The 23167-nt window shown below is 53.6% G+C and carries 26 protein-coding genes; 16 read left to right on the forward strand and 10 right to left on the reverse strand.

Features of this window, described 5'->3' with window-relative positions; genetic code table 11:
• Positions 1-8 precede the first annotated feature (8 nt).
• From OEL83_14000 to OEL83_14045, 10 genes are all read left to right on the forward strand, one after another.
• Positions 9-1307 (forward strand): permease, encoded by a 1299-nt coding sequence (locus OEL83_14000; GenBank protein MDK9708151.1) that lies wholly within the window; start codon positions 9-11, stop codon positions 1305-1307.
• A 17-nt stretch (positions 1308-1324) separates the two neighbouring features.
• The gene (locus tag OEL83_14005; protein ID MDK9708152.1) at positions 1325-1564 is read left to right on the forward strand and encodes a thioredoxin family protein; all 240 of its coding nucleotides are present in this window, start codon (positions 1325-1327) and stop codon (positions 1562-1564) included.
• Between the two features lie 22 nt (positions 1565-1586).
• Positions 1587-1976, forward strand: a complete 390-nt coding sequence (locus tag OEL83_14010) for a putative zinc-binding protein (protein MDK9708153.1) — start codon at positions 1587-1589, stop codon at positions 1974-1976.
• Between the two features lie 14 nt (positions 1977-1990).
• The gene (locus OEL83_14015) at positions 1991-2386 is read left to right on the forward strand and encodes a thioredoxin family protein (protein MDK9708154.1); all 396 of its coding nucleotides are present in this window, start codon (positions 1991-1993) and stop codon (positions 2384-2386) included.
• 3 nt (positions 2387-2389) lie between these two features.
• Positions 2390-3094 (forward strand): cytochrome C biosynthesis protein, encoded by a 705-nt coding sequence (locus OEL83_14020; GenBank protein MDK9708155.1) that lies wholly within the window; start codon positions 2390-2392, stop codon positions 3092-3094.
• 41 nt (positions 3095-3135) lie between these two features.
• Positions 3136-3600, forward strand: a complete 465-nt coding sequence (locus OEL83_14025) for an arsenate reductase ArsC (protein MDK9708156.1) — start codon at positions 3136-3138, stop codon at positions 3598-3600.
• Positions 3601-4006: 406 nt separating this feature from the next.
• A complete protein-coding gene (locus tag OEL83_14030) occupies positions 4007-6556 on the forward strand; it encodes a hypothetical protein (GenBank protein ID MDK9708157.1) in 2550 nt (849 codons plus the stop codon).
• Positions 6557-7098: 542 nt separating this feature from the next.
• Complete coding sequence (locus OEL83_14035) at positions 7099-7827, forward strand: ATP-binding cassette domain-containing protein (protein ID MDK9708158.1); 729 nt, start codon at positions 7099-7101, stop codon at positions 7825-7827.
• Positions 7817-8566, forward strand: a complete 750-nt coding sequence (locus tag OEL83_14040) for an ABC transporter permease subunit (GenBank protein ID MDK9708159.1) — start codon at positions 7817-7819, stop codon at positions 8564-8566. The genes OEL83_14035 and OEL83_14040 overlap by 11 nt, the downstream gene beginning before the upstream one ends.
• A 33-nt stretch (positions 8567-8599) precedes the next feature.
• The gene (locus OEL83_14045) at positions 8600-9604 is read left to right on the forward strand and encodes an ABC transporter substrate-binding protein (GenBank protein MDK9708160.1); all 1005 of its coding nucleotides are present in this window, start codon (positions 8600-8602) and stop codon (positions 9602-9604) included.
• Between the two features lie 32 nt (positions 9605-9636).
• Here OEL83_14045 and OEL83_14050 read toward each other — a convergent pair whose 3' ends face one another.
• The 5 genes from OEL83_14050 to OEL83_14070 all read right to left on the reverse strand — a co-directional run bounded on the left by OEL83_14050 (position 9637) and on the right by OEL83_14070 (position 13194).
• Positions 9637-10458 (reverse strand): hypothetical protein, encoded by an 822-nt coding sequence (locus tag OEL83_14050; protein MDK9708161.1) that lies wholly within the window; start codon positions 10456-10458, stop codon positions 9637-9639.
• Between the two features lie 86 nt (positions 10459-10544).
• Positions 10545-11105 carry a DinB family protein gene (locus OEL83_14055; protein ID MDK9708162.1) on the reverse strand — a complete coding sequence of 187 codons (561 nt, stop codon included), beginning with the start codon at positions 11103-11105 and terminating at the stop codon, positions 10545-10547.
• A gap of 386 nt (positions 11106-11491) precedes the next feature.
• The gene (locus OEL83_14060; protein ID MDK9708163.1) at positions 11492-11797 is read right to left on the reverse strand and encodes a BrnA antitoxin family protein; all 306 of its coding nucleotides are present in this window, start codon (positions 11795-11797) and stop codon (positions 11492-11494) included.
• On the reverse strand, positions 11784-12050 hold the full coding sequence (locus tag OEL83_14065) for a BrnT family toxin (GenBank protein MDK9708164.1): 267 nt from the start codon (positions 12048-12050) through the stop codon (positions 11784-11786). Before OEL83_14065 ends, OEL83_14060 begins: the two co-directional genes overlap by 14 nt.
• Before the next feature lie 556 nt (positions 12051-12606).
• Positions 12607-13194, reverse strand: coding sequence for a hypothetical protein (locus OEL83_14070; GenBank protein MDK9708165.1), 588 nt, complete (start codon positions 13192-13194; stop codon positions 12607-12609).
• A 777-nt stretch (positions 13195-13971) separates the two neighbouring features.
• On the opposite strand from OEL83_14070, the gene OEL83_14075 reads away from it, so the two are divergent.
• Complete coding sequence (locus tag OEL83_14075; protein ID MDK9708166.1) at positions 13972-15453, forward strand: benzoate-CoA ligase family protein; 1482 nt, start codon at positions 13972-13974, stop codon at positions 15451-15453.
• Between the two features lie 13 nt (positions 15454-15466).
• On the forward strand, positions 15467-15697 hold the full coding sequence (locus OEL83_14080; GenBank protein MDK9708167.1) for a phosphopantetheine-binding protein: 231 nt from the start codon (positions 15467-15469) through the stop codon (positions 15695-15697).
• A gap of 19 nt (positions 15698-15716) precedes the next feature.
• On the opposite strand, the gene OEL83_14085 is transcribed toward OEL83_14080, so the two are convergent.
• The 3 genes from OEL83_14085 to OEL83_14095 all read right to left on the reverse strand — a co-directional run bounded on the left by OEL83_14085 (position 15717) and on the right by OEL83_14095 (position 18451).
• On the reverse strand, positions 15717-16757 hold the full coding sequence (locus OEL83_14085; GenBank protein MDK9708168.1) for a hypothetical protein: 1041 nt from the start codon (positions 16755-16757) through the stop codon (positions 15717-15719).
• A gap of 89 nt (positions 16758-16846) precedes the next feature.
• Positions 16847-17755 (reverse strand): LysR family transcriptional regulator, encoded by a 909-nt coding sequence (locus tag OEL83_14090; GenBank protein MDK9708169.1) that lies wholly within the window; start codon positions 17753-17755, stop codon positions 16847-16849.
• A gap of 288 nt (positions 17756-18043) precedes the next feature.
• Positions 18044-18451, reverse strand: a complete 408-nt coding sequence (locus tag OEL83_14095; protein ID MDK9708170.1) for a nuclear transport factor 2 family protein — start codon at positions 18449-18451, stop codon at positions 18044-18046.
• A 350-nt stretch (positions 18452-18801) separates the two neighbouring features.
• Between OEL83_14095 and OEL83_14100 the strand changes: the two genes are divergently transcribed.
• From OEL83_14100 to OEL83_14115, 4 genes are all read left to right on the forward strand, one after another.
• A complete protein-coding gene (locus OEL83_14100) occupies positions 18802-19293 on the forward strand; it encodes a hypothetical protein (GenBank protein ID MDK9708171.1) in 492 nt (163 codons plus the stop codon).
• 20 nt (positions 19294-19313) lie between these two features.
• Positions 19314-19769, forward strand: coding sequence for a PaaI family thioesterase (locus tag OEL83_14105; protein ID MDK9708172.1), 456 nt, complete (start codon positions 19314-19316; stop codon positions 19767-19769).
• 120 nt (positions 19770-19889) lie between these two features.
• Positions 19890-20222, forward strand: coding sequence for a helix-turn-helix domain-containing protein (locus tag OEL83_14110; GenBank protein ID MDK9708173.1), 333 nt, complete (start codon positions 19890-19892; stop codon positions 20220-20222).
• Positions 20223-20277: 55 nt separating this feature from the next.
• Entirely contained in the window at positions 20278-21477 is a 1200-nt protein-coding gene (locus tag OEL83_14115) for a type II toxin-antitoxin system HipA family toxin (protein ID MDK9708174.1), read from the forward strand.
• 154 nt (positions 21478-21631) lie between these two features.
• On the opposite strand, the gene OEL83_14120 is transcribed toward OEL83_14115, so the two are convergent.
• Together OEL83_14120 and OEL83_14125 are read right to left on the reverse strand one after the other, a co-directional pair.
• Positions 21632-22327 (reverse strand): DUF554 domain-containing protein, encoded by a 696-nt coding sequence (locus OEL83_14120; GenBank protein ID MDK9708175.1) that lies wholly within the window; start codon positions 22325-22327, stop codon positions 21632-21634.
• Between the two features lie 183 nt (positions 22328-22510).
• Positions 22511-22939: a hypothetical protein gene (locus OEL83_14125; GenBank protein MDK9708176.1), complete on the reverse strand. Its 429-nt coding sequence runs from the start codon at positions 22937-22939 to the stop codon at positions 22511-22513.
• Between the last annotated feature and the right edge of the window lie 228 nt (positions 22940-23167).

The following is a 23167-nucleotide window of genomic DNA, read 5'->3' on the forward strand; positions in this document are numbered from 1 at the left end:
GGAGAACGATGAATTGGAAAAATGAATGGAAGATCCTGCTGCTGACCATTGCCGGTTTTGTCGCCTGCTTTTACCTGCCGATCGGCGCCGCTCGCTTTGACACGGCGATACTTGAGGCTTTTCACCTGGTCAAGTGGTATGCCCGGGAGCACGTGCTGCTTTGTCTGGTGCCGGCCTTTTTCATTGCCGGGGCTATAGGGGTCTTTGTCAGCCAGGCCTCGGTGATGAAGTATCTCGGGGCAAAGGCCAACAAGATACTCGCCTACGGGGTTGCCGCGGTTTCCGGGACTATTCTTGCCGTTTGTTCCTGCACCATTCTGCCGCTCTTTGCCGGCATCTATAAGATGGGCGCGGGTCTTGGCCCAGCCTCGGCCTTTCTCTACTCAGGTCCGGCAATAAATGTCCTGGCCATTGTCCTTACCGCCCGCATTCTCGGGCCGGAGATGGGTATTGCCAGGGCGGTGGGGGCTGTCCTGTTCAGTATTATTATCGGGGTGGCGATGGCCTTTATCTTTCGCAAGGAGGAAAAGGCCAAAATGGCCATCCAGATGGCCATGCCGGTCGAGGAGGTAAAACGGCCTCTGTGGCAGACCAGTCTATATTTTGCAGCGATGATCGGCATTCTGGTCTTTGCCAACTGGGGAAAACCGGAGGAGATGACCGGCCTTTGGGGGGAAATTTATACCAATAAGTGGCCAATCACCGCCGGCTTTGCCGCCGCCTTTGCCCTGATGCTGATTCTCTGGTTTAAAATGCCTGCCTGGAAGGTGGCCCTCACCGCCGTGCCGGTGGTTGCCCTTGCTGCCCTGCTTCCCGACCAGCCTCTTCTCGCCTTCACCGCCGGCTTTATTGGCCTGTCGGTCTTTACCAGTACAGACCAAGGAGAGACCGGTTCCTGGTTTGCCTCTTCTTGGACCTTTGCCAAACAAATTCTGCCTCTTCTCTTGTTCGGGGTGTTGATCGCCGGTTTCCTCCTCGGACGGGTCGGCCACGAAGGAGTGATCCCCGCCGGGTGGGTGGCGGGGGCGGTCGGAGGTAATAGTCTCGCCGCCAATCTCTTTGCGTCTTTTGCCGGGGCCTTTATGTACTTTGCCACCCTGACTGAGGTACCCATTCTGCAAGGTCTGATGGCCAATGGTATGGGCAAAGGTCCGGCCCTTGCCCTGCTGCTCGCCGGTCCGGCCCTCAGTCTGCCGAGCATGCTGGTCATCAATACCGTGCTCGGCCTCAAAAAAACCGTGACCTTTGTCGGCCTGGTCATTGTCATGGCAACCATCAGCGGTATGCTCTTTGGCTATTTTTTCTAACATTATTGGAGGAAACAATGAAAATTCATGTTCTTGGACCGGGCTGCGCCAAATGCAGCCAACTTGCCGATGGTGTTGTCGCCGCAGCGGGGGAATTGGGCATCGACATTGAACTGGAGAAGGTCTCCGATTTCAACATGATCATGTCCTTCGGGGTGATGATGACCCCGGGGCTGGTGATTGACGGTGAGGTAAAGGCGGTGGGCAGGGTGCCCTCGCAAGTCGAGTTGAAGGAAATGCTTAAATCAATGAAATAACGAAACATTATAGGAGAAGACTATGATACCGGTACAAGCCCCATGCAGCTGCGGTTGTGGCACCACCAAGTCTGGGCCAAGATTGATATTTTCCTGTTCCGGAGCGGCCGACGTCGGCGAGCTTGCCGACCGCGCGGCGCGTAATCTGACCCGCGAGGGCCTGGGCAAGATGTTTTGCCTGGCCGGGATTGGCGGCAGAGTCAGCGGCATCCTCAAGACCACCGAGGCGGCCACCGCCCTTTTAGCCATCGACGGTTGCCCGCTCGACTGTGCGAAAAAATCTCTGGAGGAGGCTGGATTTGCCAAGGTGCACCATCTTCGCCTCTCCGACCTCGGTTTTGAGAAGGGCCAGACCTTTATAACCGATCAAAATATTGCCAAGGTCATGAAAGAGGCCCTGCGCTATCTCTGAAAAAGGCGGTAACCATGCAAGGTTTTCAAAAAACATATATGGCGCTGTTCCTCGGTCTTCTTGGCCTCCTTATTGGCGCTACTCTCGGCAGTTTCATGGCCCAGGCCGGAGAAGTCCCGCAGCTCCCGGTCCCCGGTAAGGTGACCTTGGTCGACCTCGGGGCCAAGAAATGCGTGCCCTGCAAGATGATGGCACCGATTCTTGAGGCCCTGGAAAAAGACTATAAAGACCGGGCAGCCATCGTCTTTATCGATGTTTGGGACAATCCGGAAGCAGCGGAGAAGTTTGGTATCAGGGTCATTCCCACCCAGATTTTTTATGATGCCGGCGGCAAAGAGATGCTTCGCCATGAAGGTTTCATGAAGAAAGAGGCGATCATTGCCGAGTTGACCAAACTCGGGGTGAAATAGCCCATGGATCAGGTGTTTCTGACGATCAACTCCTGGATGAGCCAAGGCCTGTTGCTCGGTGGCCTTGGCTGCTTTTTCTGGGGGATTGTCAGCGTGCTCTTCAGCCCCTGCCATCTCGCCTCAATTCCCCTGATTATCGGCTATGTCGGGGGACAGAACCATCTTGTCGAGGGACGCCGGGCGACCCTCTATGCGGTGGTCTTTACCAGCGGATTATTCATTACCATAGCGGCCATCGGCCTGATCTGCTCTCTCCTTGGCCGGATGCTCGGGGATATTGGACCATACTGGACCATCGCCATCGGCCTTCTGCTTCTCTATGTCGCCCTTGATATGCTTGGCGTGGCAAGGTGTTCGCTGTCCGGCGGCCTGATGGCCAGGTTGACGGTTAAGGGTCTTCCCGGCGCCTTTATCCTCGGTCTTGCCTACGGAATCCTGTCCGGTTCCTGCACCTTCGGGTTTATTGCGCCAATCCTTGCTGTCATCTCGGTACAGGCCAAACTCTTTACCGGGCTGGTCTTCATTGTGCTATTTGCTATTGGCCACTGCATCCCTATTGTGCTGGCCGGAAGCTCAACCGCCATGGTCAAGACTTTCCTCACCAACAGTTCCTGGCAGCAGGGGAGTCGCGTCTTTAAAAGGCTTTCGGGCTGTCTCATCTTTCTGCTCGGCTGCTATTTTATCCTCCAGCCGTTTCTGCCGGCATAAACGGGTTTGCCCAAGGGACCTGTATCTCACGGAGAGATCGTATGCAACGAAAATTGAAAATTCTCTACCTCTGTACCGGCAATTCCTGTCGCAGCCAGATGGCCGAAGGTTGGACACGGGCCCTGAAGGGCGATAGTATTGAGGCCTATTCGGCGGGGATTGAGGTCCATGGCCTCAATCCGCAGGCGGTAGCGGTAATGGCTGAGGTCGGGGTGGACATCTCCGCCCAGGTCTCAAAGCACCTCGATGCGCTGCGGCACCTGCCCTTTGACGTGGTCATTACCGTCTGCGACCAGGCCCGTGAGACTTGTCCGTTTTTCCCCGGGGCGAAAAGGATGCTGCATGTCGGCTTTGCCGATCCCCCAGCCATGGCCAAAAATCTGGCCGAGGCGGGTGCCGGGGTGGAAGAACAACGTGACTGCTACCGCCGGGTCCGTGACGAGATTCGTGCCTTTGTCTTGACTCTGCCGGATGCCTTGCCAAAAGACCCGCAGGCCGACTTATAAATATCCTCCGGATGGCCGCCGGCCCAACCCTCCCCGTGTGGCCGGCGCGTTGCTTTCTTGCCTCGCCCGCCTTATTATTTTTAGTATATTTCCCAGGTCCCCGCCGGTCGGGGAACAATCACGGCCGAGAAAATCTTCGCTGAAAATGAACCTTTCTTCTTTGCCGGGAGACTAAAGGGTATGCACCGGAGGCATTGATTGGCATTTATCCTCTTTGCTTTGCCTCCCGGCCTGATGTAAAATGAAAAGATGTTCAGATAATCAAGGGGAAGTCTGGTCCGCCGGGAACCGTTTGGGGATGGCCGGTGGCAGGTCGATCGTTTTTCAATACCGGACACGGTATAAGGCCATGGATGATAGGTGGTCGGGGATCGCTTAGTTAATTCAACAACCGCGGAGGGAATCGATGAAAAAGATCATGCTGGCAGCCGCCGTTCTGCTCGTCTTTAACGGGTCAAATGGCTTTGCCGCCTCGACAGTGGAAGGCGTTGCGGCAAACAATGCAGAGGTTTCACAAGCCGCCAATGTGGCGATCGGCGAGGACAACAAGGCAAGTATGGGCTCGCTGAATATAAAGGAATCACAGATCAAGGGTGTGGTCATCAACAACGCCGAGGTTAAACAGGCGGCGAACGTGGCCATCGGCAAGGGCAACACCGCCACCATGGGTTCGACGCAGATCCAGGACTCCACTGTTAAAGGTGCGGTGATCAATACCGCCAACGTCCAGCAGGCGGCCAACGTCGCCATCGGCAAGGATAACACCGCCAATATGGGATCGACCCAGGTGAAGGGCTCGGAGATCAAGGGTGCGGTGATCAACGTCGGCAATGTCAAGCAGGCCGCGAACGTTGCTATCGGTGAGAAGAACACCGCCAACCTCGGTTCGACCCAGGTCGAGGGCTCCAAGGTTCAAGGCGCGGTGATCAATACCGGCAATGTTCAGCAGGCGGCCAACGTGGCGATCGGCAAGGAAAACACCGCCAATCTCAGTTCGACCCAGGTGAAGGGTTCGGAGATTAAAGGGGCCGTGGTCAACGTCGGTAATACCAGTCAGGCGGCGAATGTGGCCATAGGCGAGAAGAATACCGCCAATCTCGGTTCAACGACGGTCGCCGGTTCGAACATCAAGGGCGCGGTGATTAACGTCGGCAATACCACCCAGGCCGCTAACGTGGCGATCGGCAAGGATAATACCGCCAACCTCGGCTCGACCCAGGTGAAGGATTCCGACGTCAAGGGTGCCGTGGTCAATGTCGGCAATACCAGTCAGGCGGCGAATGTGGCCATAGGGGAGAAGAATACCGCCAATCTTGGTTCAACGACGGTAGCCGGCTCCGACATCAAAGGTGCAGTGGTCAATGTTGGTAATACCGCCCAGGCAGCCAACGTCGCCATCGGCAAGGACAATACCGCCAATCTCGGTTCAACCCAGGTGAAGGATTCCACCGTCAAGGGCGCGGTGGTCAATGTCGGTAATACCAGCCAGGCGGCGAATGTGGCCATCGGCGAGAAGAATACCGCCAATCTCGGTTCAACGACGGTAGCCGGCTCCGACATCAAAGGGGCGGTGGTTAACGTTGGTAATACCGCTCAGGCGGCCAACGTGGCGATCGGCAAGGACAATACCGCTAATCTTGGTTCAACCCAGGTGAAGGACTCCACCGTCAAGGGTGCGGTGGTTAACGTTGGTAATACCGCCCAGTCGGCGAACGTGGCCATCGGCCAGGGAAATACCGCCAATCTCGGCTCAACAGAAGTCAAAGGCTCCGACATCAAAGGCGCGGTGGTCAATGTTGGCAATACCGCCCAGGCAGCGAATGTGGCGATCGGCAAGGATAACACCGCCAATCTTGGTTCAACCCAGGTGAAAGACTCCACCGTCAAGGGCGCGGTGGTCAACGTCGGTAATACCGCCCAGTCGGCAAACGTGGCCATTGGTCAGGGCAATACCGCCAACCTCGGCTCGACGGAGATCAAAGGTTCCGACGTCAAAGGCGCCGTGGTTAACGTCGGCAATACCTATGCCGCAGCCAACGTGGCCATCGGCAAGGATAATGCCGCCAATCTCGGTTCGACCCAGGTCAAAGACTCCACCGTCAAGGGCGCGGTCGTCAATGTCGGAAACACCGCCGGCGCCGCCAACGTCGCCATCGGTCAGGGCACCAATGCCAACATGGGGGCAACCCAGATCAAGGGCTCCGAGGTGAAGGGGGCAGTGGTCAACGTTGGTAACACCGCCGGTGCCGCCAACGTCGCTATCGGCAAGAACGCTGACGCCAATATGGGCGCCACCCAGATCCAAGGCTCAAATGTCAAAGGTGCCGTCGTCAATGTCGGCAACACCGCCGGTGCCGCTAACGTCGCCATTGGCCAGAACAGTAGTGCCAATATGGGATCGACCCAGATCAAGGGCTCTGAGGTAAAAGGAGCGGTGGTCAATGTCGGCAATACCGCGGGAGCCGCCAACGTCGCCATCGGCAAAGGCACCAGCGCCAATATGAGTTCGGTGCAGGTCAAAGACAGCACGGTGAAAGGTGCGATCGTTAACCAGGGTAATGTCGGCGCTGCCGCCAACGTCGCCATCGGCAAGAACAGCGATGCCAACATGGCCTCGGTGCAGGTCAAGAACAGCACCCTCAAGGGCGCGGCGGTCAATCAGGCGAACATCGGCGCTGCCGCTAACGTCGCCATTGGCAGCAACAGCAATGCCAATATGGGGGCGATTCAGATCAAGGATGGCTCGTTGAAAGGTGCGGCAGTCAACCAGGCCAACGTCGGCGCTGCCGCAAACGTCGCCCTTGGCAAGGGGGCGAGTGCCAATATGGGCTCTATCCAGGTGAAGGATTCCAACGTCGGCGGCGGTATTGTCAACGCCGGCACAGTGGGTCTCTCGGCCAACGTGGCCATCGGCTCCGGGTCGACCTCAAACAGCATGTCGGTCAGTTCCGATTAATCATCGCCGGCGGCGGCAGCCTTTTTCGCCATGAGCCGCCGCTACCGACTACCCCACTCTTTGATCCCGGCGGAGACCACTCTCCGCCGGGATCTCCATCCCACAAAGGGCCGGGCTTGGGCACAACCAGGACCGGCTTCCTCTTCCATCAATTGTGAAATCGCCCGCAGATTAAGGGTCAATCTCAGGCCGGTATACGGTTTTTCCCGGCGCGCCTCAATACTCTGCACAACCGTCGGTAAAAGCACGAAGGCGATCAGATAATGGTGGGTATCCCAGACAAGGCGTCATCGCCGAGGAGCAGGCGATTCGTCCCCTGGTCGACCTGACAGAGGCTCGGTTTGTACATGGGGCCTATCGGTTCGATCGATTCTTGCCCCTGGAAAAGTGCCAAGGCGGGGATGGTGGTTGTCCACCCACAACCTGCTGCCGCAACCGCTTTCCTGGCCGCTGAGCGGCAGGGATTCTTATTATAAAGGTTTATTCTCTGAGCCAAAAATGATAAAGAATGAGGTGGTTGATGTTGTGCAGGATATCCATACGTGAAATTTTTGGTCTTCCGTTTTCCAGGTCATCGAATGCCCCTGATTGTTGATAAACTTGCCTTCACCTATCCCGGCGCAGAACACCCGCTTTTTCAAGATGTGTCGTTTCACATGACGGCACCGGGATTCCATTCGTTTTTCGGCCCTTCAGGGGTGGGTAAGACAACGCTTGCCAGGATCATCACCGGCGACAATAAAAGATCGGCAGGCACGGTCGCAACCGACGGGCTGAACACCCTCCTTTATTCACACAACAAGGAGCGGCTCCCAGGTTGGTCCGGGGTGGGCCGTCATCTGACGCGGGTCATCCCGCCGGCGCTGCATGGAGATATTGACCACCTGGTGGAGATCTTCGGCCTGTCCGACTGCATCGATTCGCGCTTTGACCAGTTGTCCATGGGGCAGCAGAACCGGGTGAACCTGATCCGCTATCTGCTGCAGGACTGCGACCTGCTGATCATGGACGAGGGCCTGGCCAACGTCGATGAGCTTACCCGGGAAAAGATAATTCTTGCCATCAAGGCGATGTTCCCCCGCCGCTATTTCATCTATATTTCCCATAATGTCATAGAGGTAGCCAAGTTCTGCGAATCCATCCTGGTGTTTCGCGGCAAGGGCAAGGCGCCACAGACCAGGATGGTCCACGGCTGCAACATCATGAAAAAAGATGATTATTCGCGCGCGGCCCTCGACGCGACTCTCCTGGAGATCATGAATGCTGCCTAGACGCGTCCTCCAGTTCCTGATCATCTACATGCTGTTCCTCAGCGGCTTGATGGCGCTGAAGTACAGCCTGGCGCTGTCCGATTACGTTATTCCCTCCCCTTCCGGTATCTACCAGACGCTGGTCGCCGAATATCGCGGGTACAGCCTTGCCACCCTGAACACCATGACCGTGGCGGTGATCGGCCAGATCCTTTCGGTGGCCATGGCCTTTATTATCGGCATTACCGGCCGCGAGGCATCCTGGCTCGGCTCGTTCATCAAGGTTGCCGCCTACAATTTTCAGGCCTACCCCATTGTCGCCCTGGCGCCGATTCTTTTTATCCTGCTCGGCGATGGCTTTTTGACCCGCCTCCTGATCGCGGCGATGATCTGTTATTTCCCGGTGCTGCTCTCGGTCTTAGGGATCATGTCAAAACCGGTCGACGATATTGAACACTTCTACCGGGTCACCAGCCGGATGCGCTGGCAGCTGGAGGTGAAGATCCGCACCTTTGAAAACCTGTCGCAGCTGACCACCGTTATCGCCGGCAGTGCCACCCTGGCCATGGCCGGGACCATCGTCGGGGAATTTATCGCCGCCAATGCTGGCATCGGCTACAATATCCGCATCGCCCTCTACCAAAGCGATCTCGGCAAGATTCTCATCGCCCTTTTTCTGATCGGCATCACCATCGCCATCTACCAGGCCCTGCTGGAGTCGCTCGGGGCAGTTATAAAACGGGCCTGGACCGGAAGGTAATCGACCCGGCCCTTGACCGCCAAAAAAGGAGGAATGATGCTCAGCATTGCCAAACGTCACATTCTGTCTGCTTGCGTCCTGCTGGCGATAGCGCTACTCGTTACGACCGGCGTCCAGGCGGGCGATAAGGTCGCTTACCGCCTGAAATGGCTGCGCAATGTCAGCGTCGTCGGCGCCTTATATGCCGAAGACCAGCAGCTGTTTGCAAAGGCCGGGCTTGACGTGGAGGTTAAAGCCGGCGGGCCGGAGCGGGATGCGATCAGGGAATTGGAGCTGGGCTATGCCGACTTCGGTGAGGCCTCCGCCGATCAAGTGCTGCGGGCGCGGGCTAAAGGGGCGCCGGTGGTGGTTATCGCCCAGTTGTTCCAGGTCAACCCGCTGCAGTGGATGTATCGCCCGGAGGAGCTGGGGATAGGAAAGCTTGCCGATCTGCGGGGCAAGGTCATCGGCGTCACCTTTGGCGGCAACGATGAAACCATCATGAATACCCTGCTGGCCGAGGCCGGGCTGGGTAGCTCCGACGTCAAGATCTTTAGTGTCCGCTATGATTATACGCCGTTTTACCGGCGCCAGGTGCAGCTCTGGCCGGTCTACCGCAATGCCCAGGGGCCGATCATCGAGGCGCAGCTGGCCAAGGCGGGGGAAAAAACCGCCTTTTTCAATCCGGCCGACTTCGGGGTGAAGTTCGTCGCCAACTGCGTCGTCACCTCATCGCGTACCGTGGCGGAAAGGCCCGAGCTGGTGAAGCGCTTCCTTGCGGCGCTGCTTGCCGGCTGGCAGCAGGCGCTCGATCCGCAAAATGAAGAGACAGCCACCCAGACCCTGCAAAAATACGATCCGGACACGCCACGCCAGATCCTGCAAGAGCAGCTGCAGATCACCCGCGGGCTGGTTCAGCCGGAGGCTGGCCCGGCCATCGGCACCATCGATAGCAAGGGCTGGGAGCAGACCGAGGGGATCATGCGGGCACAAAAACAGTTGGCCGGAGCGGTTGATCTCAAGGCAGTACTGCGGCCGATTGGCGGTGGGGCCGAATAGGGAAGGCGGCAGTTTCTGCCCTGCCGATCGCTCTACTTTCCTAGCGCTTGCACTGTCCTTGTAAACAGATGATCCAGTATGGTTTCTGCCGCCGCAAGCTCCTTTGCCGAGGAGAAGGCGGAGTCCAATTCCCCGAAAATCCGTTCGTAACGGGATGACGGAATACCGGTGGCCTTGCGAAGGACTCCCGGTCTGGGAAACAGGCCGTTCTCAAGAAAATAATTGCAGGGGCCGGAGCAGTCGTCGCGGCGATACGACCAGGTCAACTTGAGTTCGGCAAATGCCGCAAAGGCCTGGCCGGCTCCGCTCGCCTGTGCGAAATCGGTAAGCTCCAGACCTCGTCCGAGGCGGATTGCGACTTCCTCGAAATAGGCGGAGACCAGGGCATGCTCGGTCACGATCAGGCCATAGACATACCAGTCGTCGATTACCCTGGTGACAATCGCCTGGTAAACGGCAGGCAGTTTTCTGGTGGACGGGCAAAAGTAGGTTTGGCAGGCCTGCTGCCCGTACCAGCTGAAAGATCGATAATCAACGCCCTTGTTACCCGGCGCCGTCGGGTGGAGGAGGCAACCGACACAGCCTGCCGTCTCGCCGACCAGCCCCAGAAAGGGACAGTGATGAAATCCCGGGAAGGGCCGTGACAGCCTGGGCGGTCCTTTGTTTCTTTGCTTGAAACGGTAGAGTTCGTCTTCGGTTCTGGCAACCTGGGCAAAGTCCTCGGTTCGCTTGGCCAGCAGGCTTACAAGCCTTGTCCGGGAAAGGCCGGGTAAATTATAAAGGCCGCAGCAGGCCCCGCAGGATACTGCCCCGCTCACCTGGCAGAGGTAGGTGCTATTGCTGCTGGTATCCATCGCTTTCCTGTCGCGTCCGAGGCGCCGATCAACCGTGCAGCCCGTCAGTACCTTGCCCGCGCACCCGGTGATCTTGTGGGTTCAAGCTACCCTTCGAGGTTGTTACTTTTCTGTAAGATCAAAGCAATATAATTGACGTGGTGTTTCGCGTGCTGGGTCAGGAAGTAGGCCCACTGGTAGACGTTGAGATGCCCGAGGTCGCGAACGCTCATCCGTACCTTGCAGAGATTGCCCTGGCCGTCGGCAACTTTTGCCAAGAGCCGGAGAAGGTGCTGTTCCTGGTCCTGCAATTTCTCCTGGATTTCAGCCGCACTGAGACTGTTTCTTGGAATCATATGCTGTGGCGGATGCCATTCGAATAGCCTCGGTTGGGAAATCTCGTCAAGAGCGTCAAGTTCGCCAACCTCTTTCGAGTAGTCCCGCAACTGGGCACGTTTCAAGGCTTTTGCCACACTTTTTTCCAAGGTGAGCAAGAGGAAGGAACTGGCGAGATAGATGTGTTCGAGATGCTCAAGGATTGTCCAGGCCCCCTCGCAGTGCAGCTTCAAGGCAAGCACGTCGGCAGGTTCGGAACATCTGTCTACTGCGAAGGTGTAGGCTGCGTGCAGGGAATGCTGTATTTTTTCAATTGCTTCTTGAGCTTTCATCGCAGCACTTCTGCCACCTTGGTTGAGATACGGTTCGGTCGGGTGCGGGGTTTTTCTGCCTGATGGGCTCGTTGGGAGATGGGACCATGCGAGGTAGATGCTCGGGATTATAGTAAATTGCTCTTAACGAAGGGTGGTGTCGCCACGAATGGCTATTAACCAGGCAATCTTTATCTGGAGTTCTTCGTCGAACGCAAACATTTGCTGCTTGCCCGCAGAATGTTTTGGTTGGAATTAAGAATGCTATCCAGTGAATTCTCACTGTCTTCAGAATTCCCGGAAATCGGGTGGAGATTAGATTGAAGACAATGGCGTAGCCTGTCCAAAGCCGACGCAGAGAGCTTTTTCACCCGCAGGCAAAGGACCAGATGGAGTTGTTTTGAAGGTCATGTTCTATGCTCCTTCAACCAGTCGCGCAACGCATTGTCGATTCTCGTTTGCCAACCTCGGCCAGTGGCTTTGAAGCTGTTCAGTACATCCGGCGATAAGCGGATGCTGACCGCCTTTTTAGGGTTGTCTGAAACAGGCCGGCCCATCTTCACAAGGAATTCCAGTTCCGGAAATTGGTTTGCCGGCTTCATCTTTTTGATCATTTCGGCAGTCAAAACCGTGCCATCTGCAACTGCCTGTCGAGCAATATCCCGCTCTTCGATAGTCGAGGGGAGTATGGTTTTTTTCTTAAGTTTCGGCATAAATATTTACCTCTCGCTTATTGGCTTTGCGCAGGCTGATAACCCTGACCGACTCACCGCGTGTTGTGAAAACCAAATGATACAACCGAACACCAATATAACCGATAGCGCAAAATCGCGTCTCGCCGTACTCGTGCCGGGAATCAGGCCATACCACAGCACTGTCCCACTCAAAGGTTGCTACTAGGTCAAACGGCAAGTCTCGTTCCATCCTGTTTTTTTCGGATTTCGCCTGGTCGAATTCGATTTCCATGCACATATTGTATATACAAAATGTATGATTGTCAAGTTGATACAGCTGCTATCCATCGTCAGAGTAACGACGGACAGGTGCTGTAAGATTGCGAAAAGAAAAAATAACGACTAGTGCTCGGTGGTAAACCGTGTAGGGTTCGTTTGAGTAATAAATAGATCTGCCACCTCTGTTGCCTTCGGCGAAGCATGCCAGCCTGTGCTTGCCTGTCCATCTCGTACGGGTTCATTGCGGCCACCATGGGCAGGCAGCATCCCTGAGGTTTTCTATTATAACTTTGGCATTAGAAAATTTTTGATTTGGATATCGTGTCCCCCATTTAAGTCTCCCATTTATTTAGATATTAAGACGGTTACTGATAGCCGTGCATCAAAGGTCCAGTGCCAAACGACCATATTGATGAAATTGCAGAACATATTTTTGCACCAATGTCCGGCATTCGGCGAACAACTTAATAGTTGGACAAATGAAGATATTGATTTCATAAATGCTCATTTTTCAACTTTGAAGATTCGACCCATATTTTTTTACAAGGTTTCTATAATGCCGGGTTTGGTTACATACATACATATGAGTACGGGATCCCACCGAACTGACAAAAACCCGGGCAGGCATTGACTGTCACTCTTGATCGAGCACATCTTGGTTCAAATGCTATTGGTGACGGGCTAAAACCCCAACAACCGCAAGGCTGCATTACAGTACCTGGCCTTAAAATCGGACCTGAAGTATTTACCACAGGATTTGAATATTGCGGGAGTGCGCTTTGGGGAATAGTGCTAGGATTATTTGTATCGAAACCATCTGAAATATTTAGTAGCTCACGCTCAATGATGTCTGGAGCGCATCGCACAACGTCGCCACCACTGACATAAACGCACCCAGCTTGAACAAGACGTTTTGCAAGTTGATGTGTCTGGACTTTTGCGTTGCCGACTTGGATCCTGGCATCGTTTGGGCCAGCACGAAACTCAAATTGGTTATCATTTTTTATTGAAACATAAGGTTTGATTTCTATTGGTCGTTCTCCCTTAACTGTGGGTATCGCTTCCTTTTTCAGCCATTTTTTTAAACTAGCCATTGATGGAGTAGAAATAATAGTAATTATCAGAAGAATAATAGGGTAAAGATAATATTTTCTCATATTCGCCTCCGTTTATTCTTGGTAATAGTTTGCCTTAGTTGCCAACAAGTAATTCTGCTGGTCTGAATATTCCATCGAAAGGAATAATATGCAGAAAGATGGCACAATCTTCTAACCCGATTGTTGCCGTACGATAGTGCTACGCTCCATAAATACATAACCGACTAAGGATGTATTTCACAGTGAAATTATCACGTGGAATTAAGAAAATGGACCATCTCTCACCAAGAGGATGACACGGCAACATCTGCCTTGCCTTGCTGTCAGGTTCTCTGTTGATGCATTGAATTTTTTGAGGGGCATCACATCGAGTCCCCGGAGCTGAATTACCACAACATTCTCAACCCAAATCCCACACGCAACTTTGCTTTCCTCGCAATGCTTTCTCTGGAATCGGTCGCTTATTGATACAATATTGGGAACCGTGTTTGCCTGAAGCAGACGAGTTGTATGCTGTCTAGCCTCTTGACCTTCGATGATGTCGCCTTAGGCGAAGCATGCCAGCCTGTATTGCCTCTCCACCGCGTACGGGTTCAGTGCGGCCACCATGTACAGGCTGCATCCCTGCGCTTTTCTATTATAACTTCGGTATCAGAAGACTTTGGTTCGGTTTAGGTATGGTGTCCCCCTTTTTAAAAAAATTGGGCGGTGTCCTTGTGAAATTCCGGTAAAGAAGATAGGCTTCTGGTGTTGTTGCATCGGATGCCAGGAAGTCTTCGGCACAGTGCGTCTGTTGCCGAACTATCTGTTTTTATTAGGTGAAATCAAGGTCGTGTTATGGAAAATCCGGTTGTCACCCTCCTCCAGAAGACAGTCCTTGCCCATGGCGACAAGGCGGCGCTCCTTCAGGACGAAAAGAGTCTTTCGTACAATGAACTTTTCCGCAGCATAAAGAGATATGCCGGGCTCCTGAAGGGCAACGGGCTTGGCGATGGTGATCGTGTGGTGATCGCCATGCCGGACTGCCCGGAGTTTATCTGTGCGTTTCTCGGTTGCCTTTATGCCGGGCTGGTGCCGGTGCCGGTCAATGATTCGCTGGGGAGAAGCCTTTTTGAGTATATCCTCAATGATTCTGAGGCAAAAGCTGTTTTTACCGTGGCCGAATGTGCCGCCTCCCAAACCGAATCGGCGGCGCTGAAACGGCGCTATCTCCTGGGTGATGCCGGTTTCCTAAGCGAGCTGGCAAAGGCCTCTTACACGACTCCTCCCGCGCCATATAGCGAATCGACGATCGGCTATATGCTGTACACATCGGGCAGCACCGGTTTTCCCAAAGGGGTCCCGCATTACGGCAAGAACATTTTGCCGCAGGTCAATCGATACGGGGATGAGGTCCTCCATGTCTCCGCCGATGACGTCCTCTTTTCGGTCAGTAAATTGTTTTTTGCCTACGGTCTGCTGAATACCATCACCTATGCCCTTGGCTACGGGGCGACCTCCATCCTGATGTATGAGAAGCCATATCCAGCCAAGATTAAACAGATTTTAATCGAGAAGCGACCGACCATCCTTTTTGCCGTCCCCTCCGTGCACAGCATGTTGATCGAAGAGGCGGCCGCTGTCCTTCAGGGCGGCAGTGTTCGCCTGGCGGTGTCGGCGGGGGAGACGCTCTCTGCCCCCCTGTGCACGCTCTTCCAGGAGAAAACCGGGGTGGAAATCCTCGACGGCTTCGGATCGACGGAAGTCGGGCATATCGTCCTTTCCAATTTCCCGGGCGAGGTCTCCCCTGGACGGACAGGGCGTCCCGTTCCGCCCTGGCAGGTGAGGTTGTTGGATACGAAGGGGCGGGAGGTTCCTGATGGGCATCCGGGAAGCATCAATCTTTCCGGCCCGATGTTGCTCCCCTACTATTGGAAGGACAGGGGGAAATCTCCGAGCGTCATCGATTGGTTCGATACCGGTGACATGTTCGTGCGGGAGGAGGGTGGCTACAGGTATGTCGGACGCAGCAATGAGATGTTTAAATGCGACGGCAACTGGGTTTCACCGGTACAGGTCGAGAAAATCATTGAGAGCCATCCCGCCATCAAGGAATGCGGGGTGACAGGCAGAAAGCTTGTCGGAACCATACGCCCGTTCGCCTATGTGGTTCTCAACAGCGGCTACACAGGGTCCTTGAGGCTGGAAACGGAACTGACCAATTTTGCGCGAAAAACCCTTGCCCCTTCGATGTGTCCGGTCGGATATATCTTCTGCAAGGCCCTTCCAAGGACGGAGACCGGCAAGGTTCAGCGGTTTAAACTACTGGAAATTCAATAAAAAGGATGCAATTATGACGATCACCAGAGAACACATTCTTGAAATCTTCAGGGCACTCGACATCAATGATGCGATTACCGATGATATGCTTTTTACCGATCAAGGGCTTGATTCCATAGACCTGCCAAGGGCAGCGGCGGCCATCGAGAGAAAGTTCAATGTCGATATGTCCGATGCCAAGGCCGAGGATCTCAAGACCATGAACCTCCTCCTCAGCTATCTCAACAACAAAACCCGCGGATGAGCCCTGGCGGGCTGCAGGCTCAGTGACGCGCTCGACGGGCTTTATCGTCAAGGACGATGTCGAGCAATCGCTTGGCCTTTTTACTGTAGAGGTGGATTTCTGAAAGCGGATTGGTGCCGAGGTGCTTCTGCATGAGGATCCCATCCGAATGAAACCAGTTGGGGAGCAGTCCGCCAAAAAAGTAGCCCTGGTCCTGCAAAAAATCGACGGCATATCCCGACCATGATTCGGCGGCGTTGATAAAGAACTGCATGTTCTCAACGCCGTGTTGTGCGCCGAGACGTTCCATCTGGCCGACCTTGCCTTTGAAGTCGGCGCCTACCCTTGTGACATTGCATCTGCCGGTCTGGGCAAATGGGAAAAATTTCCTGTGCAATTCAGTCTTTGAGGCCTTTGGCGGCCTGTCCTTGGCAATCCGCAGGGTCCTTGTCGGCAGATAATCGCCGAGCAGAAACTCCGCCGCCTGGAAATACGACTGAGGGACATAGACATCTGCCGGGGCAGTAGCAAACGACTTGAACAGCATGGTACAGGTCACCCTGCCCTGGGCGCTTTGCTCTTTTTCGTAGGCGGATGCAGGCATCAATCCCAGCTCGACAGCCATATCCGACATGCCGACTGCCGCCGATAATTTTTGCGTGGCAATATGGTTGCAAACCGCCTCGCCAAAGATTCCTTCCGGCTGCAAACCCTTCACCACCTCTTCCGCCAGATAGATGAAGACCTTATAGGTGGCAAAGGTCTCCCGGTATGACGGCAGCGTCAGGCCCAGGCCGATTTCATAGAGCTTTTGCGAAAAGGGCGAGCTGAGGTACAGCGCGCCATGGGCCACGATATCGCCAGCCGGGGTCCTGGCGACAGCGGAACAGATGGTTCTCTGGCGATTTTCACGGATGATTCTTTCTGGATGATAGAAGGTCCGTATCGGATAATCCGGGCCATAAATGGCATAAAAAAGCCCGGCGATGCCTTCTGCGTCCTCTTCCTTGAAAGCGTCTATGACAAAGGTCTGACCCGGCTCGACACGCGTTTCAGAGAGTTTTTTCCGGATGGCAGCCATACAACTCCTCCTTGTAGGGGAAGGGCAAAATCGGGTGTCTTTATATTGCCCTGAGTATCTTCGTCTCAGGTTCTTTGCGGCCACGCCTCTTATGCCGATGGCCTGGGGTTCTCCATAAACATCGCTGTGCAGGACTCCATTTCGGCGACGATGAAATCGATGATAACCCGCACCCGGGCTATCTGCCGTGAATCGGGATTGACCTGCAGCCAGAAGGTTCTTTCGGCATACAGCTCCGGCAGTACCGACATCAGCGTCGATTCGGAATGCGCCATAAAATACGGCAGCACACCCACCCCGTTATCGGCCAGGATGGCGTATTTCTGCCCGACCAGGGTCGAGCTGCGAAACTGCGGCCGCACACCTGGATGAAACTCGTTGATGAAATTCAGGTCCTGGTCATACAACAGATCGTCGATATAACCGATGGTCCGATGGCCCCGCAGATCGTCCTTGCTTTGTACCGGGGGGCGGCCTTCCAGGTACCTGTGGGTGGCGAACAAACCAAAGCGGTACGCCGAAAGTTTTCTGACAATGATATTTCCAGCCGTCGGCTTTCGTACGGTAATAAGGATGTCTATTTCCCGCCGGGCCAGGCTGTAATACATCGGCACGGCAATCAGTTCGACCTCAAGGGCCGGATGCAGGCGCTGGAAGGCGGCAAAACGCGAGGCCAGAAAGCAGTTGCCAAGGCCATCCGGAGCGCCAATGCGGATGGCGCCGGAAAGCTGGGTGTTCCTGCCGGAGATCTCCGCCTCAAGACCGAAGACCGTCGTTTCCAGCTGTTCCGCGTAAGGAAGCAAGGTTTCCCCGGCCTGGGTAAGCCGGCAGCCTTTCTCCGTCCGGAAAAAGAGCTGCGACTGGAGCGCCGCTTCCAGGGTTGAGAGGCGCCTGGAAACCGTGCTGTGGGTGACTTTTAGTTCTGCCCCGGCCGCCACAAAGGATTGTGTGCGGCAAAGCACCAGAAAAAACCGCATGTCATCCCAGTTAAGCTTCATCCTTGGTCCTTTTAGGTGATTATTTATGCACATCTACTGCGCACAAACAGGCGTAGATTGTTTAATAATATATGGTCTAATTGAGATACGGAAGAAATATTTCTTCGTAAGATACAATCTTCAGAGGAGGAAGATCATGCAACAGAACAAAAAAATAGACAAATACACTGGATCCGAGAAACAGATGGCAATAGAGGCACTGCTGCACCGGGGTCAACAGTTACATTCCCAGGCGATTTTTGAGCTGTTTGCCGGGATATTCGCAAGATTTCACAGGGGCAGGCAAGCTCACGTGCTTTCAATGCCAACCGCCCGGGGAAAAGCAGCGTAATCGAGAGCGGTATTGTGGTCATGGACGATTCGCCACTGCCCGTCCTGCAGCTGAAAAACGTAGGTGAGCCAGGTACTGAATGGCTGGTCCTCGGCCTTGGCACGATAGTCATATTTGACAAGGACCATGGCCATATCCTCGCCGACGACTTTGTGGACAACCGTCCCTTCCCAAATCCAGTTCGGATCCTTGAACCATTGCTCATGCAGCTGAATTGACTCGGAAGGCGTGGTGAAGGCATGGCCATTCTGGACAATTGTATACAGGATGTCGCCGCCGGTGAGGTGCGATTTGAAGGCCTCGATATCCCTGTTGGTGATCGCTGAAAAATGCTGTTGCAGTGCTGTATCAAAGTCAGGCTTCATTGATCCGCCTCCGTTGTAGGGTGTTTGATATTCGCCATCACCGTATATCCTTCTCGCCAACATCTCTTGGGTACGGTGCAGTTCCCTGACGTTGCGCCAGGCGCCGCCCAAGCTCGACACGAATTGCCTCGACAGTTAATAATCCTTCAATCTTCATCAGGAACTCTCCCTAAAGCTGGTGTATTATGTCGTAAAATGTGACGATATAAAAGGTTCATATGTGTATATTCGTCAGTAATTACGACTTAGAGAGTGAATTCTTGTCCCAGATGGAAACGATCATTTTGGCCCTCCAAAAGGGCAGGGGGGTCTGTGGTGCGGACTCGGAACACAACTTGAGGGATGGCGATATGGAATTACGGGATGAGTTGAATGACGTCAAGAAACTCTGGTGGTTGCATGACTCCTACTGGCATGCAACCGCTGTTAGGGAACTGGGTGAGGAACATGCCAATAAGCTCAACCTCTTGGCCAATGAGCTGTTTTTTAGAAGATATACCCTGATGCTTCTCAAGTCCGGTCAGATCAAGAAACCGGAAAATATCGAGGACCTGGTCGCCATCTTTAAAAGGATCTGGACGAACTGCTTTTTTGATGAAATGTATATTCACGAGCCGATAACCATCAAAGGAAACGAGGCAACCTGGACCGGCCAGCAGTGCAATGCCTTTGATTCTCTGCAGGCAGGCAATATGACGGCCGGATATGCCTGCGGATGTCAGGCGCTCCGCAACGGTGTGATGAAAGCACTCCGGCTCGAGCCGGTGCATTCCATCGAGGAAAGCCTGGTCAACGGCGATGAGCGGTGTGTCATCAAGTTTTCTTTCGTGCCGAAAAATTAGCGTTCTTGCCAAGGAGCAATGTGAAGCCAAATCCCGAATATATAAAAGAATTGCAGGCGATTGTCGGAGAGGCGCCGTACCCGAAGCATATGGCCATGACATTGACCGAGATCGATGCCGGCCTGGCGACCATCGAGCTTGAACTGAGTACGGTTCATTTGCAGCCTTTTGGCCTCGTGCACGGCGGAGTCATCGCCACCATGATCGACACGGCGACGTTCTGGGCGGTGTTCATGGGTATTCCCGAGGATGCGGGACTAGTGAACGTCGATCTCAAGCTCAACTATCTCAAGTCTGTCACCACCGGCAGACTACGGGCGGAAGGTCGCAGTATCCGCGAGGGCAAAACCATCTGCTATTCCGAGGCGCGGGTCTACGACGGTCTCGGTTCCCTGATCGCCCATGGCACCTCGACCTTGATGGTCCTGCCCGGCAAGGGACTGCGGGTGAAGAACAGGAAATTTCTCCCTGCGTAATTCTAAAGGCTGCTGGCTAGCCAATCATCAATTATTCCTTGAATATCTATTTGATGACCGATATAGTAGCCATTAGTTGTCTTAATGACTATTATTTTGGTCTTTTCGCCAGGGTTGGCTATGATGAAACAAAGAGCATATTCAAAATACGCAAAAGAAGCCGTTCTTTTGCTCGGTCAGCACATCAAGCTCGGACGCAAAAAGCGCAAATGGTCTGAGCAAAACCTTGCAACTAGGGCCGGCATTTCCAGAGCGACCCTCCAGAAGATAGAGGCCGGTGAAATGTCTCCGTCCATCGGGCTGGTATTCGAAGTCGCCGCCCTGGTTGGCGTCCCCCTGTTCGAGCAGGAGAGCCGGGCTCTTGCAACCAGTATCGAACTGATGCAAAGTAAAATCGCTCTCCTCCCCAAACGGATCAAAAACAACACAAAAGCGGTGGATGATGATTTCTAAACCGCAAAATAAACAAGCATTTGTCTGGATATGGCTTCCCGGAGAAACGCAGCCCGTGGTCGCCGGTAAGCTTGAAGCGGATAACGGCACTATCCATTTCAACTATGGCAAAAGCTATCTTGATCGGGCAGACGACAAGAATCCGGCCATTGCGATTTATGAGCCGGAATTGCCTCTGAGGGCCGGAATTTTACCCCTGCTTGGCGACCTGGAGATGCCGAATTGCATTCGGGATGCCGCGCCTGATGCCTGGGGGCGGCACGTTATCATCAACAAACAATTCGGGCTGAAAGGTCGAGATGCGGATACCGGCAATCTTGATGAGCTCACCTATCTCTTGGAATCGGGGTCCGATCGGATAGGTGCGCTTGATTTTCAGCGATCACCTACCGAGTTCGTTCCAAGAACTCCACATAATGCCACCTTGGAAGAGTTGCTGGAGTCGGCCGATCGGGTTGAGCAAGGTGTTCCATTAACAGCCGAGCTTGATCAGGCGCTCTTCCATGGCAGTTCCATTGGCGGCGCCCGCCCCAAGGCCTTGCTGGAAGATCGGGGCGCCAAGTATATTGCTAAATTTTCGTCCAGCAGTGATCTCTACAGTGTTGTCAAAGCCGAATACCTTGCCATGAGATTGGCTGCAATTGCCGGGCTTACGGTCGCGCCCGTCAAGCTGGCTAAAGCGGCCGCTAAGGATGTTTTGTTGATTGAGCGATTCGACCGTATTGCGCTCGATTCCGGATGGGCACGAAAATCGATGGTTTCTGCCCTGACCCTGTTCGGCTTAGGTGAGATGACGGCACGTTATGCCAGTTATGAAGACCTTGCCGAAATCATTCGACATCGCTTTGCGCAACCGGTAGAAACCCTCAAGGAGCTTTATGGCCGGCTGGTTTTTAATATCCTGTGCGGCAATACCGATGATCACGCCCGCAATCACGCCGCTTTTTGGGATGGGAAAGAGCTGACCTTGACGCCGGCCTATGATATTTGCCCTCAAGGTCGTACCGGCAATGAAGCGACCCAGCAGGCCATGCTCATAACCGGCGAAAACAGGTTCAGTCAGCTCAAAACCTGCCTCGCTGCCGCGCATCATTTCCTGCTTTCCCGGCAGGCGGCCGTGGGGGTAATTGACCGGATCGAGACCGCCATTCGTGACAATTGGCAGAGGGTCTGCGAGGAAGCGGAGCTTAGCCAGGTTGATAAAAACTATCTGTGGGGACGTCAATTTCTCAACCCGTTTTCCATTGAGCGATGACCCGGAAGAATAAGAGATAAGGGAATTGGCCCTATTTCCCGAGGAATTAGATAAACTGTCCCTGGAATTCGTGTCCCTGGAATTCGGTCTGGAATTCCAGTCCTTTTGCTCGGCGTGGGCCGGTTTTGATGTTCAACTGGATGGTTGCAGAAAATCAGGGAAACCATTGTCGCAGGGCAAAGTAAACCAAGGGCAGGAAGATAGCGGGGAGCAAATTGCCGACCCGTATTTTTGTTATATTTAACATATTGAAACCGATAGCCATGATGAGCAGTCCGCCGACAGAGGACATCTGCGCTATTGTTTCCGGCACCAGGAAGTTTTTCATAAATCCTGCGGTTATTGTTATCAGGCCCTGGTAGAGAAACACGGCGGCACTTGAAAACATCACCCCCAGACCCATTGTTGAGGCAAAGATGACGGAGGTCACCCCATCAAGCACCGATTTGGCGAACAAAGTCTGGTGATTGCCGGTTAAACCGCTTTCCAGGGAACCGATAATAGCCATGGAGCCGACGCAAAACACCAAGCTGGCGGTGACGAAACCTTTGGCAAACGATCTCCTGTCACTACTTTTAGCGGCAATTTTGCTTTCAAGGAAGTTGCCGACAGACTGCAGTTTTGTCTCGATCTTCAGGCCTTCGCCGAGCAATGCGCCGATGACCAAGGAAAAAATAACCACCATGAGATCATTGGAAACCAGAGCGTTTTTGATCCCGATAAGCACCACCGAGAGGCCTACGCCGCTGAGAATTATTTCTTTATAATTATCGGCAATCCCCCGGCTGAAGAGAAGTCCTAATACGCTGCCGGCGATGATAGCCAGAGCATTTGCTATTGTGCCCAACATATTCGTTGCCAACCCAAATTAAAAAAAACGAGAAGGAAATTTCACGATACAACCATTGTCCGCACTCCCCCTCAGCAAGAGCGGAGTTATACCATTAGAAGTCAAGATTACAAATTGCGTGTTATTAACTCTTCAAGCTCATAAACTAGCATGCATCCTGCATTGCGAGCATCCTCCTCGTAACTACCATGTTGCCCCAACACTTGCGAGAATACCAATCATCCGCGCATTAGCCTTTCCCACCTGTGGATCACCAATATGCTGAATGATACGGACATAGGATTGGGTAAAGCGCTGCATAAGTAATTCCAGCTCATTCCTGAACTGTATGTGCCGAACTGGGATCCTCTGTTCATACTCAAGTCCTGGATATTTCTTTGAAAGTTGCCTGACTTTTGGGACAAGTTCTTCCATTTTGTCACAAAGCTGATTCATAGCGATAGCTAACTCCAGAGGATTATCGGTATTTTCAGCAACTTTGAGGTATCTTTTCATCGCTGGGATGTAAGGCTTTAACACCACTGCCGCTTCATCGTATTTGTCTGCTGAAAATCCATACCCAGGCAAAAGCCACAGAATTGAAAGTACAAGTAATGCTATGTTTTTTTTCATAAAAAATATCAAAAATAACTACTATTAAGAATGGGGATTGAATGCCAGTTAGACCTCGATTTCTAATTTAACCAAAGGATGTGGTTAACGACAGGAAATTCTATGATATTTTGGACAGTAAACTGAGTTTCTATGAAAGGGGAGATCTCCACAGGCATGCCTTTGTGACGGTTGATAATCAGAACCTGAGGTTTTTGCTGAGTATTTTTAGTTGGTAGCGGCCATAGA

The sequence above is a fragment of the Desulforhopalus sp. genome (assembly GCA_030247675.1).
Lineage (GTDB): Bacteria > Desulfobacterota > Desulfobulbia > Desulfobulbales > Desulfocapsaceae > Desulforhopalus_A.